At 68.0% G+C, this 14,337-nt stretch carries 12 protein-coding genes; 6 read left to right on the forward strand and 6 right to left on the reverse strand.

Going from position 1 to position 14,337, the window contains the following annotated elements; genetic code table 11:
* Window positions 1-3: 3 nt before the first annotated feature.
* Entirely contained in the window at window positions 4-654 is a 651-nt protein-coding gene (locus tag AC5Y4Q_RS05160; protein WP_064923912.1) for an HD domain-containing protein, read from the reverse strand.
* A 137-nt stretch (window positions 655-791) separates the two neighbouring features.
* Between AC5Y4Q_RS05160 and AC5Y4Q_RS05165 the strand changes: the two genes are divergently transcribed.
* The 3 genes from AC5Y4Q_RS05165 to AC5Y4Q_RS05175 all read left to right on the forward strand — a co-directional run bounded on the left by AC5Y4Q_RS05165 (window position 792) and on the right by AC5Y4Q_RS05175 (window position 3,470).
* A complete protein-coding gene (locus tag AC5Y4Q_RS05165) occupies window positions 792-1,736 on the forward strand; it encodes a GlxA family transcriptional regulator (protein WP_125225592.1) in 945 nt (314 codons plus the stop codon).
* Window positions 1,737-1,879: 143 nt separating this feature from the next.
* Window positions 1,880-3,025: an MFS transporter gene (locus AC5Y4Q_RS05170; RefSeq protein ID WP_165604385.1), complete on the forward strand. Its 1,146-nt coding sequence runs from the start codon at window positions 1,880-1,882 to the stop codon at window positions 3,023-3,025.
* Between the two features lie 37 nt (window positions 3,026-3,062).
* Window positions 3,063-3,470: a DoxX family protein gene (locus AC5Y4Q_RS05175; protein ID WP_064923910.1), complete on the forward strand. Its 408-nt coding sequence runs from the start codon at window positions 3,063-3,065 to the stop codon at window positions 3,468-3,470.
* A gap of 5 nt (window positions 3,471-3,475) precedes the next feature.
* On the opposite strand, the gene AC5Y4Q_RS05180 is transcribed toward AC5Y4Q_RS05175, so the two are convergent.
* Window positions 3,476-4,150, reverse strand: a complete 675-nt coding sequence (locus AC5Y4Q_RS05180; protein ID WP_064923909.1) for a FadR/GntR family transcriptional regulator — start codon at window positions 4,148-4,150, stop codon at window positions 3,476-3,478.
* A gap of 141 nt (window positions 4,151-4,291) precedes the next feature.
* Between AC5Y4Q_RS05180 and AC5Y4Q_RS05185 the strand changes: the two genes are divergently transcribed.
* Entirely contained in the window at window positions 4,292-5,452 is a 1,161-nt protein-coding gene (locus AC5Y4Q_RS05185; protein WP_064923935.1) for a CynX/NimT family MFS transporter, read from the forward strand.
* A 15-nt stretch (window positions 5,453-5,467) separates the two neighbouring features.
* On the opposite strand, the gene AC5Y4Q_RS05190 is transcribed toward AC5Y4Q_RS05185, so the two are convergent.
* The 3 genes from AC5Y4Q_RS05190 to AC5Y4Q_RS05200 form a co-directional block, all read right to left on the reverse strand.
* A complete protein-coding gene (locus AC5Y4Q_RS05190; RefSeq protein ID WP_064923908.1) occupies window positions 5,468-6,520 on the reverse strand; it encodes an NAD(P)-dependent alcohol dehydrogenase in 1,053 nt (350 codons plus the stop codon).
* A gap of 214 nt (window positions 6,521-6,734) precedes the next feature.
* A complete protein-coding gene (locus AC5Y4Q_RS05195) occupies window positions 6,735-8,294 on the reverse strand; it encodes an adenylate/guanylate cyclase domain-containing protein (protein ID WP_064923934.1) in 1,560 nt (519 codons plus the stop codon).
* A gap of 320 nt (window positions 8,295-8,614) precedes the next feature.
* The gene (locus AC5Y4Q_RS05200) at window positions 8,615-9,694 is read right to left on the reverse strand and encodes an iron-siderophore ABC transporter substrate-binding protein (protein WP_065019458.1); all 1,080 of its coding nucleotides are present in this window, start codon (window positions 9,692-9,694) and stop codon (window positions 8,615-8,617) included.
* Window positions 9,695-9,833: 139 nt separating this feature from the next.
* Here AC5Y4Q_RS05200 and ctaD point away from each other — a divergent pair, with 139 nt between their 5' ends.
* The gene (gene ctaD, locus AC5Y4Q_RS05205; RefSeq protein ID WP_064923933.1) at window positions 9,834-11,558 is read left to right on the forward strand and encodes an aa3-type cytochrome oxidase subunit I; all 1,725 of its coding nucleotides are present in this window, start codon (window positions 9,834-9,836) and stop codon (window positions 11,556-11,558) included.
* A 58-nt stretch (window positions 11,559-11,616) separates the two neighbouring features.
* Complete coding sequence (gene serB / locus AC5Y4Q_RS05210; protein WP_064923906.1) at window positions 11,617-12,843, forward strand: phosphoserine phosphatase SerB; 1,227 nt, start codon at window positions 11,617-11,619, stop codon at window positions 12,841-12,843.
* 18 nt (window positions 12,844-12,861) lie between these two features.
* On the opposite strand, the gene AC5Y4Q_RS05215 is transcribed toward serB, so the two are convergent.
* The gene (locus AC5Y4Q_RS05215; protein ID WP_064923905.1) at window positions 12,862-14,247 is read right to left on the reverse strand and encodes a PE-PPE domain-containing protein; all 1,386 of its coding nucleotides are present in this window, start codon (window positions 14,245-14,247) and stop codon (window positions 12,862-12,864) included.
* Window positions 14,248-14,337 lie beyond the last annotated feature (90 nt).

Here is a 14,337-nt window from a genome sequence, read left to right on the forward strand (position 1 = left end):
TCGCTATTCGGGCCATGGGCTGTTGAGGATGCTGTCCACCAGGTTTCCCCGCTTGAAGGAGGGGTCGAAGTGTGCCAGCACATCGTCGTTCATCGTGCCGAAAGTGCTGTCCGGACGATGCTTCATACCGTCGTTGAAAGCCGCCAGAATGCGGTTCTTGAAGTCCGGGCGGGGATGGGCGGCGACCACCGCGTCAATGTCCGCCGCGTCCAGGTCTGCCCGGCCGACGCCGACCACATCGGTCTTGACACCTGCTGCAAGAAGCAAGGTTTCGGTGTCGAGTCGTGCGGTGATCTCCGGCGTCGTGTGCAGGGCAATGCCGAGCCACACCTTATCGGCCTCGGATCGACCGACGCCGCGGTCCAGCAGGAACTCGCGGGCGGCATCGGCGCCGTCGATCTCGAAGCGCTGAGTGGACCTCCGGTAGCGCGTGGTGAGGCCGAAGTCGTGGAACATCGCCGCCACGTAAAGCAGTTCCAGGTCTGGCTGGCGCCCGAGTCGGCGACCGTGCAGCGCTCCGAACAGGTACACCCGCCGGGAGTGATGGAACAGCACGTCGTCCTCGGCACTGCGAACGAACTCGGTCGCCTCGCGGGCGAGTGGCGTGTCGGGTACGACGATGTCGGCGATGGTCTCACTCCGCTGAACGGGCACGGTGGGTCTCCTTGGTTGGTCGAACAGAGACCAGCCTGCCGCCGACGCGGGTGGTCGACGCGCGGCGATCGAGCCGTCAAAACCTCAGATTGCGACACAATGGGTCCGTGGCTGAAGCCGGTTCCCGATCGCGGGTGATGGTGATCGTCGTCTTCGACGATGTGACGATGTTGGACGTCGCAGGTGCCGGTGAGGTCTTCGCCGAAGCCAACCGGTTCGGAGCCGACTACCGGATCAAGATCGCCTCGGTGGACGGGCGTGACGTGACCACCTCGATCGGGACGCGGCTGGGTGTCACCGATGCCCTCTCCTCGATCGAGTGCGCCGATACCATCATGGTCGCCGGTGCCGACAGCCTGCCCCGCCGCGCGATCGATCCTGAGCTTGTGGCGGCGGTCAAGTCGGTCGCGCAGCGCACCCGACGGCTGGCCTCCATCTGCACCGGGTCGTTCGTTCTGGCGCAGGCCGGTCTGTTGAACGGCCGGCGTGCCACCACCCACTGGCATGATGTCCGGTTGTTCTCGCGCGCCTTTCCCGCGATCACCGTCGAGCCGGACGCGATCTTCGTGCGCGACGGCGATGTGTTCACCTCGGCGGGCGTGTCGTCGGGCATCGACCTGGCGTTGGCGTTGGTCGAAATGGACCATGGCGCAGAGCTTGTCCGCGCCGTGGCCCGGTGGTTGGTGGTCTACCTCAAGCGCGCGGGCGGCCAGTCGCAGTTCTCCACGCTGGTCGAAGCCGATCCGCCGCCGCAGTCCGCGCTGCGAGCGGTGACCGATGCCATTGCCGCCGACCCCGGCGCGGATCACCGGGTCAGCGCTCTCGCCGTACGGGCCAGTCTCAGCACACGGCAGCTGACGCGCTTGTTCCGATCCGAGCTGGGCATGACTCCGGCCGACTACGTCGAAAAGGTTCGCGTCGACGCGGCCCGCGCCGCCCTGGACGCCGGCCACACGGTGACCGACACGGCACGCCTCGCGGGCTTCGGCAGTACCGAAACCCTCCGGCGGGTGTTCGTCGATCACCTCGGCGTCTCGCCGAAGGCCTACCGAGACAGATTCCGCACCGCCCTGCGCGGGTGAACGCAGGCCCGCCTGTCGGCTTTTTGGGCGAATGACGGGCCGAGCGGGCTTCCCGGTGTTTGCATATCCCAGTGAGGAGCGTTGAGCGACCCGTTGCCGGCGCCCGCCCGGGGCTGCAACTGGCCCTGGCCACCTGGGTGTCGATGATCAACTTCTGGGCCTGGAATCTCATCGGCCCGGTGGCGATGACCGATGCCGCGCGGATGTCGCTGGGCAGCACCGAAGTCTCGCTGCTGGTGGCCACCCCCATCCTGGCCGGCTCCTTGGGCCGGATGGTCGCCGGGCCGCTGACCGACCGGTTCGGCGGTCGCACCATGTTCATCGGGGTCTCGTTGGCCTCGATCGGCCCGGTGCTGGCCGTCGGTGCCGCCGAGGCCGCCGGCTCCTACCCCCTGGTGCTGGCCTCCGCGCTGCTGCTCGGCATACCCGGAACGGTGTTCGCCATCGGTATCCCGTTCGCCAACAACTGGTATGAGCCGGCCCGCCGCGGTTTTTCCACCGGCGTCTTCGGCATGGGCATGGCCGGCACGGCGCTGTCGGCGTTCTTCACCCCCCGCATGGTGCGACGGTTCGGGTTGCTGCACACCCACTACATGATCGCCGCCGCGCTGGCAGTCACGGTCGTGATCTGCTTCCTGGTGATGAGCAACGGGGACTACTTCGCCCCGAATACCGCGCCGGTGCTGCCCAAGCTCAGGGCGGCGATCCGGCTGCGGGTCACCTGGGAGATGTCACTGTTGTATGGGGTGGTGTTCGGGGGATTCGTGGCCTTCAGCAACTACCTGCCCATCTACATCAAGACCATCTACGGGTTCTCGCAGGTGGATGCCGGGGAACGCACGGCGGCGTTTGCGCTCGCGGCGGTGCTGGCCCGGCCCGTCGGTGGTGCGCTGGCCGACCGCATCGCACCCAAGTACGTCGTCTTGGCGTCGTTGGCGGGAACGGCGGTGATGGCTGCGGTCGCTGCCCTCAAGCCGCCGACGGACATATGGTCGGCGATCACCTTCATCACGCTCGCCGTTGCCCTCGGTATCGGCACGGGCGGAGTGTTCGGGTGGGTGACGCGACGTGCCCCGGTCGGGACACTTGGTGCCGTCACCGGAATTGTCTCCGCGGTAGGAGGTTTGGGCGGCTACTTTCCGCCGATCGTGATGGGCGTGACCTACGACCCCGTGCACAACGACTACACGGTCGGGCTGCTGCTGCTGGTGGCGACTGCCCTGATCATGTTCGGCTATACCGCGTTACGGTTGCGTGCCCGCGAACCGGCCGGCGCGGCACACGCTTAATGTTGCGGTAATCACCTTCGAGTACAGGGAGTGCAGGATGACGACAGAGACCGAACGCAGCACCCGTTCCCGAGCGTGGTACGCCGGAGCCGCGATCACCGCGCTGCTCGGGTTGTTCTTCGCCTTCGACAGCATCCCGAAGATCGCCGGGATGCGCTTCGCCCGCGAAGGCACCGAAGCGCTCGGTTTCGCCCCGGACAAGACCGCGGTGATCGGCTGGGTGCTGCTGGTGTGCCTGATCGTCTTTCTGATCCCGCGCACCGCGGTGCTGGGCGCCCTTGGCCTGACCGCCTACCTGGGTGGGGCGGTGACCGCCAACCTACAAGCCGACAAGCCGCTGGCCGGCTTCGTGTTATCCGGCGTGTACGTCGGCGTGCTGCTGTGGATCGGGCTCGTCCTGCGCCGGCCGGAACTGCTGCGGGTGCTGGGACTTCGGCGCGACTGAGCGGCCTAGCGGGCCGGCAGCTGATCTAACAGCTCGTCGAGGAATCCGCCCGCCTCACGCCCGGCCGCCTCGACGTCGCCAGTGGCGATCGCCTCCACCAAACCCCGGTGCCGGATCTGGTCTGACTGCACCGGTTTCGCGCTCGTGGTGGCCACACTGGCCATGACCACTTCGGTCAGTCCGCAGTACAGCTCGGTCAACACCGGATTGTGCGAACAGCGGACCACCGCGAGATGGAAATCGGTGTCGGCCCGCACGAAGTCGGAGTGTCGGCCCTGCTGCTGGTGGCCGTCGCGGATCTCCAGCAGTGCGCGCAACTCGGCCAGATCGTCGTCGGTGCGGGCAGCGGCGGCCAGGCGCGCGCCCTCGACTTCCAGGCAACGCCGCACCTGTAGCACGTCGCGTAGCTCGGATCCGCACAGCCTGCGCACGGCACCGGAGACCTCGCTGGTAGCGCGCACATACGTGCCGTCGCCCTGGCGGACCTCCAGGATGCCGCTGTGGGCCAGCGCCCGGACCGCCTCCCGCACGGTATTGCGGCCGACCCCGAGCGCGTCGGCGAGTTCTGGCTCGGTGGGGATCCGTGAATCGACCGGCCATTCCCCGCCGGTCACCGAGGCGCGAAGCTGTTCGATCACCTGATCGACCAAGCCGGTGCGGCGGGTGGTGACCAACGGCACAGCGTCCTCCCTTCATCCAATCATGGGATGTATGCGATCCTACGTTAGGTGACCCGCGCAGCCCGCACCGAAACGCTCGGCCAGTACGAGCACGACCTTGAGCTCGAGCTCGACGGCGTCACCGAGCTCCGACCGGCCACGATGGCGGCCGGCGGCGCCCTGCTGACCGTCGCGGTGGTGCTGACCGCGCTGAACCTACGTCCGGCGATCACCAGCGTGGGGCCGCTGCTCCCCGAGATGCGTGGCGCCTTGGGCACCTCGGACACCTGGGCCGGCGTGCTGACCACGCTGCCCGGACTGTGCTTTGCCGGAGCCGGGCTGGCCGCGCCGTGGTTGTCGCGGCGGATCGGATTGGGCCGCACCATCTCGGCAGCACTGCTCACTCTCGTTGCCGGACTGCTGATCCGGGTCTGCGACGGGCCCTTCACGGTGCTCGGTGGCACCTTGGTGGCGACCGCCGGAATCGCGTTGATCAACGTGCTGATCCCGGTGATCATCCGCGGGTCCTTCCCGGCGCGGGTGGGGCTGATGACCGGGATCTACACCGCGGCGCTGCAAGGGGGAGGAGCATTGGGGTCTGCGGTCACCCCGCTGCTCGATGACGCGCTGGGAGGCTGGCGCTCGGCCCTGGGCGCCTGGAGTGCGCTGGCCCTGCTGGCGCTGGCGGCCTGGGTGGTGGGGTCCCGCGGGTTCGATCGGGCCGGCACCGTAGCACCCGTCGCCGCGGCGAAGGGCCGGTCGCTGTTGCGCAGCAGGCTGGCCTGGACCGTCACGCTGTTCTTCGGCACCCAGTCGTTTCTGGCCTACGTGGTGATGGGCTGGCTGCCCGAGGTGCTGATCGACAACGGCATGAGCGACGCCCACGCCGGCCTGCTGCTCGGGTTGATCTCGCTGATCGCCGTGCCGATCAGCCTGATCGTCTCGCCGCTGGCCGCGCGTCGCGCCAGCCAGAGCGGCTGGATCGTCGGGCTGGGTGTGCTCGGCATCGCCGGAATACTCGGTCTGCTGCTAGCGCCCGCAGCCGCACCACTGCTGTGGAGCGTGCTGGTCGGCCTGGGCATGAGCGTATTCTCGTTGGCGCTCACCGTGATTGCGCTGCGTGCCCGCGACGCCGAGGACACCGTGCGGTTGTCGGGGATGGCGCAGGGCTTCGGCTATCTGCTCGCCGGCGCCGGCCCGTTCTTGTTCGGCCTGCTGCACCATGTGAGCGGCGGATGGACGGTGCCGTGGCTCATGATGCTCGCGGTCTACCTGGTGCAGACCCTGGCGGGCGCACTGGCCGGGCGCGGCCGCTACGTCTGAGTCCCGGCCCGGCGCTCAGGACTGCCGTAGCCACTCGGTGTCGATGACGAAGCGGTAGCGCACGTCGGAGGCCAGCACCCGCTCGTAGGCGGTGTTGACGTAGTCCGGCTCGATGACCTCGATCTCGGGGCGCACACCGTGCGCCGCGCAGAAGTCCAGCATCTCCTGCGTCTCGGCGATCCCGCCGATCAACGACCCCGACACGCTGCGTCGCATCCGCACCAGCGGACCCGGTGGCACCGCCAGCGCGTGCTCGGGCATGCCCAACTCGACCAGGGTGCCGTCCAGCGTGAGCAGGTTCAGATACGCGCCCAGGTCCAGGCTCGCCGAGACGGTGTTCAAGATGACGTCGAAGCCGTTGCGTAGCTTCTTGAACGTCTCGGGGTCGCTGGTGGCGTAGTAGTGCTGGGCGCCCAATCGCAGGCCGTCCTCCATCTTCTTCAGCGACTGGGACAGCACGGTGACCTCGGCGCCCATGGCGGTGCCGAGCTTGACGGCCATGTGGCCCAGGCCGCCGAGACCGACGACGGCAATTCGCTTGCCCGGCCCCACATTCCAGTGCCGCAGCGGCGAGTACGTGGTGATGCCGGCGCACAGCAGCGGTGCAGCCGCATCCAGGGGGATCTCATCCGGGATGCGCAGCACGTAGTTCTCGTCGACGACGATCCCGCCGCTGTAGCCGCCCTGGGTGGGCTGGCCGTCGCGGTCGACGCCGGCGTAGGTGCCGACCATGCCGCCGCCGGTGCAGTACTGCTCCTGGCCGGCCAGGCAGCTGGGGCACTCGCGGCAGGAGTCGACAAAACAGCCGACCCCGACACGGTCGCCGACCTTGAATTTGGTGACTTGCGCGCCGACCGCGGTCACCACACCGGCGATCTCATGTCCGGGCACCAGGGGGTACTGCGGGCGGCCCCATTCGGCCCTGACGGTGTGGATGTCGGAGTGGCAGATTCCGGCGAAGGCGATATCAAAGGCGACGTCGTGCGGGCCGGGCTCGCGGCGGGTGATGGTGGTCTTGCTCAGCGGCGCGTCCGGCGCCGTTGCGGCGTACGCGGAAACGGTGCTCATCGGTGATATCCCTCTTCGATTCGGCGGCGTTTTCATCGTTTTTATATAGCCTAGCGAAGTAAGTTCTCTCGGGCCGCCGGCTGCTCTGCGCAGGCGCGATGCCGAGGCGCTGTTTGCCCAGCGTGGGGGTGATGATGGGGCCGTCACGTAATCTTTGACACATCCCTCTGCAGGTCACTGCCGCACCGTGGTGGGGCGTAGCCGGCGTCGCGGCTCAGCGTGCCACGGTTCCTCTGCGGCGGGTGGTCAAAGCGAGGCGGGCGGCCCCGCGCAGCAGCCACGGTGTCTGCCGTGCCATCACCGCGACGGCACGGTCCGAGCGGCGCATCGAGGTCTGAGGGCCCGGAGTTGGCGTCGACGCCAGTTCGGCCTCGGCGGATCCGGCCGGCGGGCCGTTGCGATCGACGGCCAGGAGTTGCCAGGTGCCGGGAACGCCGCGTAGCTCGACGCTGCCGCGGTCCTCGAAGCCCGTGCCCGAGCCGACGACCAGGTCGCGCACCGTGCGCGAGACCAGAATCTCCCCGGCGCCGGCCTGGCCGACGATCCGCGCCGCGATGTGCACCGCCATTCCGGCAATGTCGTTGTCGATCAGTTCGCACTCACCAGTGTGGATGCCTACCCGGATCTCGATGCCCAGGGTGTCGGCGTCGGTCTGTAATGCCTCGGCACAGCGGATCGCCTGTGTCGGGCCGTCGAAGGTGGCGAGATGGCCGTCGCCGGTGCTCTTCACCACCGCGCCGCTGAACCGCTTCGTCAGTTCGGCGGTGACCTCACCGAAGCGCTGAAGCACCGCTCGCCACCGTTCGTCACCGGTGGCAGCGGCACGTTCCGTCGAGGCGACGATGTCGGTGAACAACACTGTGCGCAGGGCGCGATGTGACTGCGACGGCGCCGCATGGCTACCGGTGAGGAACTCCTCGATCTCAGTCAGGATCTTGTCGGGCTCGGTCAAAAAGGGTGCGTGGTCTATGCCTTCGACCTCCAGGTACCGCGCGCCGGGGATATGGGCGGCGAGATACCGTCCGCCCTGCACCGGAACCGCGTGGTCCTCGCGGGCATGGATGACCAGCGTGGGCGCGGTGAGTGTCGGCAGGATCGGCCGCACGTCGATCAGAAACGCCGCTTCAAACGATGCCCGCGCCATCCCCGGGCTCGCGCTCATGCGCTCGCACATCGCGAGCTGGCGTACCGACCCGACCGAGGGGGCACTGATGCTGGCTGTCTCACCGTTGCCCCACCCGGAGCGCACCGTGCGGCCGGCTTGCTGGAAGCGGGCCAGCTGCTCGATCGACGGCGTGTAGTCCTCGCCCAGTTCGGCAAGGAAGCGTGCCCGCAGCTCGGCCGGGTCTCGGTCTAGGTCGTCCCAGCCCTCGAAGCCCCAATAGGGCACTGTGCCGGAAAGGATCAGCGCCCGCGTTCGCGCCGGCCATGTTGCCGCGAACATGATGGCGACCGGCCCGCCGTCACTGAGACCGCACACCACGGCCTGTCCGAAGCCGACGGCATCCATGACCGCCTCGATCTCGGCGGCGCGTTCCTCCAACGTTCGAACTTTTGGCACCGGGTCCGACAGCCCGACGCCGGCCTTGTCGAACCAGGCAACGCGACAGAACGTCGCGAGCTGGTCAACGAACGCTTTGAATTGGGGGAGGGTCCAGGCCAGCTCGATGTGGCTGACGAAAGGCCCGACGACGACCAGCTCGATCGGCCCGTCACCGAATACCTGATAGGCCAGGCTGAGATCGCCACACTTGGCGTATGACGTTTCGGGCACGGCATGAGCGTACTGCGGCCGGAGTTTGCCGTCGCCGAAAACGGAGGCGTCCGACGCCACGCCGATAATTGCCGCGATCACCGGCCGCCAATGGAAGGTCAGCCGAGTGAAAACTTCTGCACTGCAGTAAATTTTCCGCGCTTCACACCGAAAAGAGAATTTTGAGTGGGAGCCGGTGGCCGGGCACCGAGGCGACGGTGCTTGAGACCTGTCGGCTTGCGGCGCAATGCCAACGGGCGCAAGTACAGCGCGACGAGGCCGAGGAGGCCCGTCAGCCGGCGCCGGTCGAGCTGCGGCAGGTGATCGCCGCAGCGGCCGGGCTAGTTGATCGGCGCGTTCAGCCAGCGCAGGTCGTCGACCACGCCGCGGGCCGCGACCGGTCCCTGCCCGGTCTGCCACACCTCGTTGTTGACCACGAACACCCGGCTGTCACGGTTGGCCGCCAACCGGCGCCAGGAGACGCTGTCGAACACGGCGGCCGCCCGCGCCTTGGCCGCCGGTGAGGCAAACGACACGTAGACGATGTCGCCGTCGGCCGCCGAGAAGTCCGCGCGGCCGCCGAGATCGCCGTCGGCTGCGGCGATTTCGATGTAGGGCCGGTCGGTGAACCGTTGCGATGGCGGCCGGTCCACCCCGACGGCCTTGAGCACACTGGCAGCGAAGTTGGCCGCCCCGTACACCCGCACGCCGTTGTCGGTGAGTGCAACCACCGAGGCTTGGAAGTGGGTGGCGTCACTGGCCTCGCCGGTCTCGGTCGCCTTCTCGCTGAACTTGTCGAGCACTTGGTCGGCGGCGCCGCTGCGCGCGGTCGCGGCGCCGACGCCGCGCACGTTGTCCTCCCATGCCATCCCCGGTGCTCCGGTGAACACCGTCGGGGCAATCGCCGCCAGCTCCGCATACCCCGGCGTCAGGCCGTGGGCTCCCAGGATCAGATCCGGGTGCAATGCGGCGATGGCGTCGGTGTCCGGATTGCTGCGGGTGCCCACCGCCGGCAGGTCGTGCACCACCGCGCCCAGATACGCCGGCTGGTTCTCCGAGCCCTCCGGCAGCGCCGCCCCGACGATGCGCGACTGCAGGCCGAGCGCGCACAGGGCATCGAGCTGATCACCGGAGAGCACCACGATGCGCTCCGCGTTCTCGGGCACCTCGACGCTGGGCGGCTCCACGCCGGCCGCGTTGTGCACCGACCGCATCGGTGGCCCCGCGTCGGCCCGGGCCGGCTCGGCCGCACAGGACTCGTCGGGCCGACGATCGTTGCCCAGCACCCCGGCCCCGGCGACCATGGTGGTGCTGGTGGACGTCGGCACCGATTCCGGCCCCTCGCCGGCGCAGCCCGAGACCGCGGCCAGCAGCACGGCCAGTGCTGCCGCCGACACCGCTCGCCGGTCCGCCCTGCTCACGCGGTGACGGTAACACCCGGGCGCGGCGCGCCCGCCGGGGAGACGAATACGACAGTTTGTAGGAGGCCTATACCGGCGCGGCGACGGCCGGGGTTAGGATTCGACCCAAGTTCCCGGGATGCCCATGTTTGGAGGAATGTTGACCGCCGAAGCACCCCCGCGCGCAGAACTCGAGCCGAGTCGGCCGTTCCCACCGTTGATGGGCCCCAAGGGCGGCCTGCTCTACAAGGTGATCACCACGACCGATCACAAGCTGATCGGCATCATGTACTGCGTCGCCTGCATGGTGTTCTTCTTCATCGGCGGCCTGCTGGCGCTGCTGATGCGCACCGAGCTCGCCGCGCCGGGCCTGCAGTTCCTGTCCAATGAGCAGTTCAACCAGCTGTTCACCATGCACGGCACGATCATGCTGCTGTTCTATGCCACCCCGATCGTGTTCGGCTTCGCCAACCTGGTGCTGCCGCTGCAGATCGGCGCGCCCGACGTGGCGTTCCCGCGGCTCAACGCATTCTCGTTCTGGCTGTTCGTGTGCGGTGCGACGATCGCGCTGGCCGGGTTCATCACCCCCGGCGGTGCAGCCGACTTCGGCTGGACCGGCTACACCCCGCTGAGCAACGCCGTGCACTCGCCGGGCGCCGGCGGGGACCTGTGGATCATGGGCCTGGCGGTCAGTGGTCTGGGCACCATCCTGGGCGGGGTGAACATGATCACCACCGTGGCCTGCATGCGCGCGCCGGGGATGACCATGTTCCGGATGCCGATCTTCACCTGGAACATCCTGGTCACCTCGATCATGGTGCTGATCGTGTTCCCGCTGCTGACCGCGGCCCTGCTGGGCCTGGCCGTCGACCGGCACCTGGGCGGGCATATCTACGACTCCGCCAACGGCGGTGAGTTGCTATGGCAACACCTGTTCTGGTTCTTCGGCCATCCCGAGGTCTATATCATCGCGCTGCCGTTCTTCGGCATCGTCAGCGAAGTGTTCCCGGTGTTCTCCCGCAAGCCGATCTTCGGCTACGTCACCCTGGTCTACGCGACGATGAGCATCGCCGGGCTGTCGACTGCGGTGTGGGCGCACCACATGTACGCCACCGGCGCGGTGCTGCTGCCGTTCTTCTCGCTGCTGACGCTGATGATCGCCATCCCGACCGGGCTGAAGTTCTTCAACTGGATCGGCACGATGTGGCGGGGCCAGATGACGTTCGAGACGCCGATGCTGTTTTCGCTCGGCTTCCTCGTCACGTTCCTGGCCGGCGGCCTGACCGGGGTGATGCTGGCCAGCCCGCCGATCGACTTCCACGTCAGCGACAGCTACTTCTTGATCGCGCACTTCCACTACGTGCTGTTCGGCACCATCGTGTTCGCCACCTTCGCCGGAATCTACTTCTGGTTCCCCAAGATGACCGGTCGCCTGCTCGACGAGCGGCTGGGCAAGCTGCACTTCTGGCTGACGTTCATCGGGTTCCACACCACGTTCTTGATTCAGCACTGGCTGGGCAACATGGGTATGCCGCGGCGGTACGCCGACTACCTGCCGACCGACGGATTCCAGCCGTTCAACATCGTCTCCACCGTCGGAGCTTTCATCCTGGGTGCCTCGATGCTGGCCTTCACCTGGAACGTCTTCAAGAGCTGGCGGTACGGCGAGGTTGTCACCGTGGACGACCCGTGGGGCTACGGCAACTCGCTGGAGTGGGCGACTAGCTGCCCGCCGCCGCGGCACAACTTCACCGAGCTGCCCCGGATCCGTTCGGAGCGGCCGGCTTTCGAGCTGCACTACCCGCACATGATCGATCGGCTGCGTGCCGAGGCGCACGTCGGCCGCCACCCCGGCGACGAGCTGTACGAGCCCGCAAACGCTTGATGAGTCCGCTGGGGGTGAGGCGGCGCCGGGTCGGGTCGGGCGGCCGCCGCGGGTGAGCATGCCCAAGGTGCCGGTGTTGATCACCGTCACCGGCGTCGATCAGCCGGGCGTGACATCAGCGCTCTTCGAGGTGCTGTCGCGGTATCGGATCGAGCTGCTCAACGTCGAACAGGTCGTGGTCCGCGGCCGGCTGACTCTGGGCGTGCTGGTGTCTGCAGTACCGGATGTGGCCGACGGATCGGCGTTTGCTGCCGAGGTCACCGCGGCCATCCACGGCGTGGGCCTGGACGTCACGATCGAGCGCAGCGACGACGCCCCGATCATCGCCGTGCCGTCCACGCACCGGATCGTGGTCCTGGGACGGCCGGTGACCGCCGCCGCCCTCGGGGCGCTGGCCAGCGAGATCGCGGAGATCGACGCCAACATCGACATGATCCGGGGCGTCTCGGACTACCCGGTGACCGGGCTGGAACTGCGGGTATCGGTGCCGCCCGGCGCGGCCGGTGAGTTGCAGTCCGCGCTGAGCCAGGTCGCCGCCCAGCAGCGGGTCGACGTGGCATTCCAAGACGCCAGCCTGTCGCGGCGGACCAAGCGCCTGATCGTCTTCGACGTCGACTCCACGCTGATCCAGGGCGAGGTCATCGAGATGCTCGCCGCCCGGGCCGGGGCCGGGGACGCGGTTGCGGCGATCACCGAGGCCGCGATGCGCGGCGAACTCGACTTCGCCGAGTCGCTGCATCACCGGGTAGCCACCCTCGCCGGCCTTCCCGCCGGTGTCATCGACGAAGTGGCCGGGCAGATCGAGCTCACCCCGGGGGCACGCACCACGCTGCGCACGTTGCGCCGGCTGGGGTTCAAATGCGGGGTGGTCTCCGGTGGGTTCCGGCAGGTGATCGCACCGCTGGCCGCCGAGCTGAAGCTGGACTTCGTCGCCGCCAACGAATTGGAGATCGTCGACGGCAAGCTCACCGGCCGGGTGATCGGGCCGGTGGTGGACCGGGCGGGCAAGGCCGACGCGCTGCGCGAGTTCGCCGACCGGGCCGGCGTGCCGCTGGAGCAGACCGTCGCGGTCGGCGACGGCGCCAACGATATCGACATGCTGGCCGCCGCCGGGTTGGGCGTGGCGTTCAACGCCAAACCGGCGTTGCGCGAGGTGGCCGATGCATCGTTGAGCTACCCGTACCTGGACACGGTGCTGTTCCTGCTGGGGGTCACCCGCGCCGAGATCGAGGCCGCCGACGCCCACGACGGAGTGCTGCGCCGGGTCGAGATCCCCCCGGAATAAGCCGGCGAGCAGACGCGGTCAGAACAGCGCGCCCACCACGATCAACGGCAACAACCCGAGGTCGGCGGCGATCGGGGTGCCGATCGCGTCGAGCAGGTTTCCGTCGGCGAGTTCGCTGGTGAAGATCTGGTAGTCCAGCTGCGGCAGGGTGAACAGCACCGCGCTGAGCATGTCCAGCGGTGGGATACCGGTGTGCGGCGGGAAGGTGCCGAACAGATCTTCCGATGTGGTGGGCACCATCGACAGCACCGAGAATTGGCTTCCGGGCAGCATCTCCGCGGATTTGACGAGTTGCTCAGCCCAGGACGGCAGCGAGTACACGTAGTTGTTCGGGTCGGCCAGATCCTTCAACGCATCGGTGACGCCCTTGACCAGGCCTTCGGCCAGTGCCTGCGGAACCTGTTGCAGCACACTGGCATCGGGCAGGAAGCCTAGCGGGGTGGGCAGATCGGCGAAGCCCTGGTCCCAGCCGTGTTCGAGGTTGCCGTAGCCCAGGTTGACCAGCACTCGCAGTGCCGGCTGCAGCAGGTCGACCAACGGGTCGCCGATGAACGGCAGCAACTGCAGCGGCGCCAGCAGCGGCAGGGTGTCGACCGGCAGCATGTAGTAGTTGGTCAAGGTGTCGGCCGCCGCCGTCGGCAGCGCTACCGCGTCGGCGATCTCCTCGGGCGTGAGCCCCAGGTAGGTGGTGTGCTCGAAGATGATGCCCAGCGCGGCGTTGAGGTCGGCCAGGAAGTTGATCGGGTACCGCGGGAAGTCGGCGAATCCGTCGTACTCGTGGGTGTAGATGTCGGTCGGGTACAGATCATCGGGGGTAGCACCGCTGAATGTGAGCCCCAGGCTGGGGATTGTCGGCATGCTGTCGTCGGGCAGATTGAACCGTTCCAGCATGCCGCCGTTGGGGTTGGCGGGATCCCCGACGAGCACGAAGTGCACCAGGTCGCGGGGCACGCCCTGCTCGGCGAGCAGCGACATGGCCACGGTCTCGACGTCGGCGCCCTGCGAATAGCCGAACACCACCACCGGGTTCGCGGCGTCCACCTGCCCGCCGGCGATCTGGTCCCCGATCGCGGTGGCCAGCAGTTGGGCGCCCTGCGCCTCGGACTTGTCGAACACCAAGCCGAACGGGCCCAGGAACGGGTAGAGCCCTTCGGGGGTGGTGACGATCTGCGTCGTGCCGGTGAATCCGCGCGGTGCCAGGTAATCCGCGACAGCGAAGTCGGCGTAGGTCTGACTCGGCGTCGGCAAGCCGCTGCCGCCGAGAATCAGTGCCGTGCCGCCGCCCAGTGAAGACGTGCCGTCGGCTGCGGTGAGCTGAATTTCGGGGGTCTGGGCGCCCGGCAGCGGGGAGGCGATGAGACCGGCGGCGAGCCCGACCGCGAGTGCATTGGGAAAGAGGACCATCGCAACCCCCTGAAATATGGCGCAGGCGATAGTGTGCGCGCACCATCCGGGAAATTACAACCTGCATGCCTTTGCTTCCCGACGCTGGCG

The sequence above is a fragment of the Mycobacterium sp. NGS16 genome, from assembly GCF_059813225.1.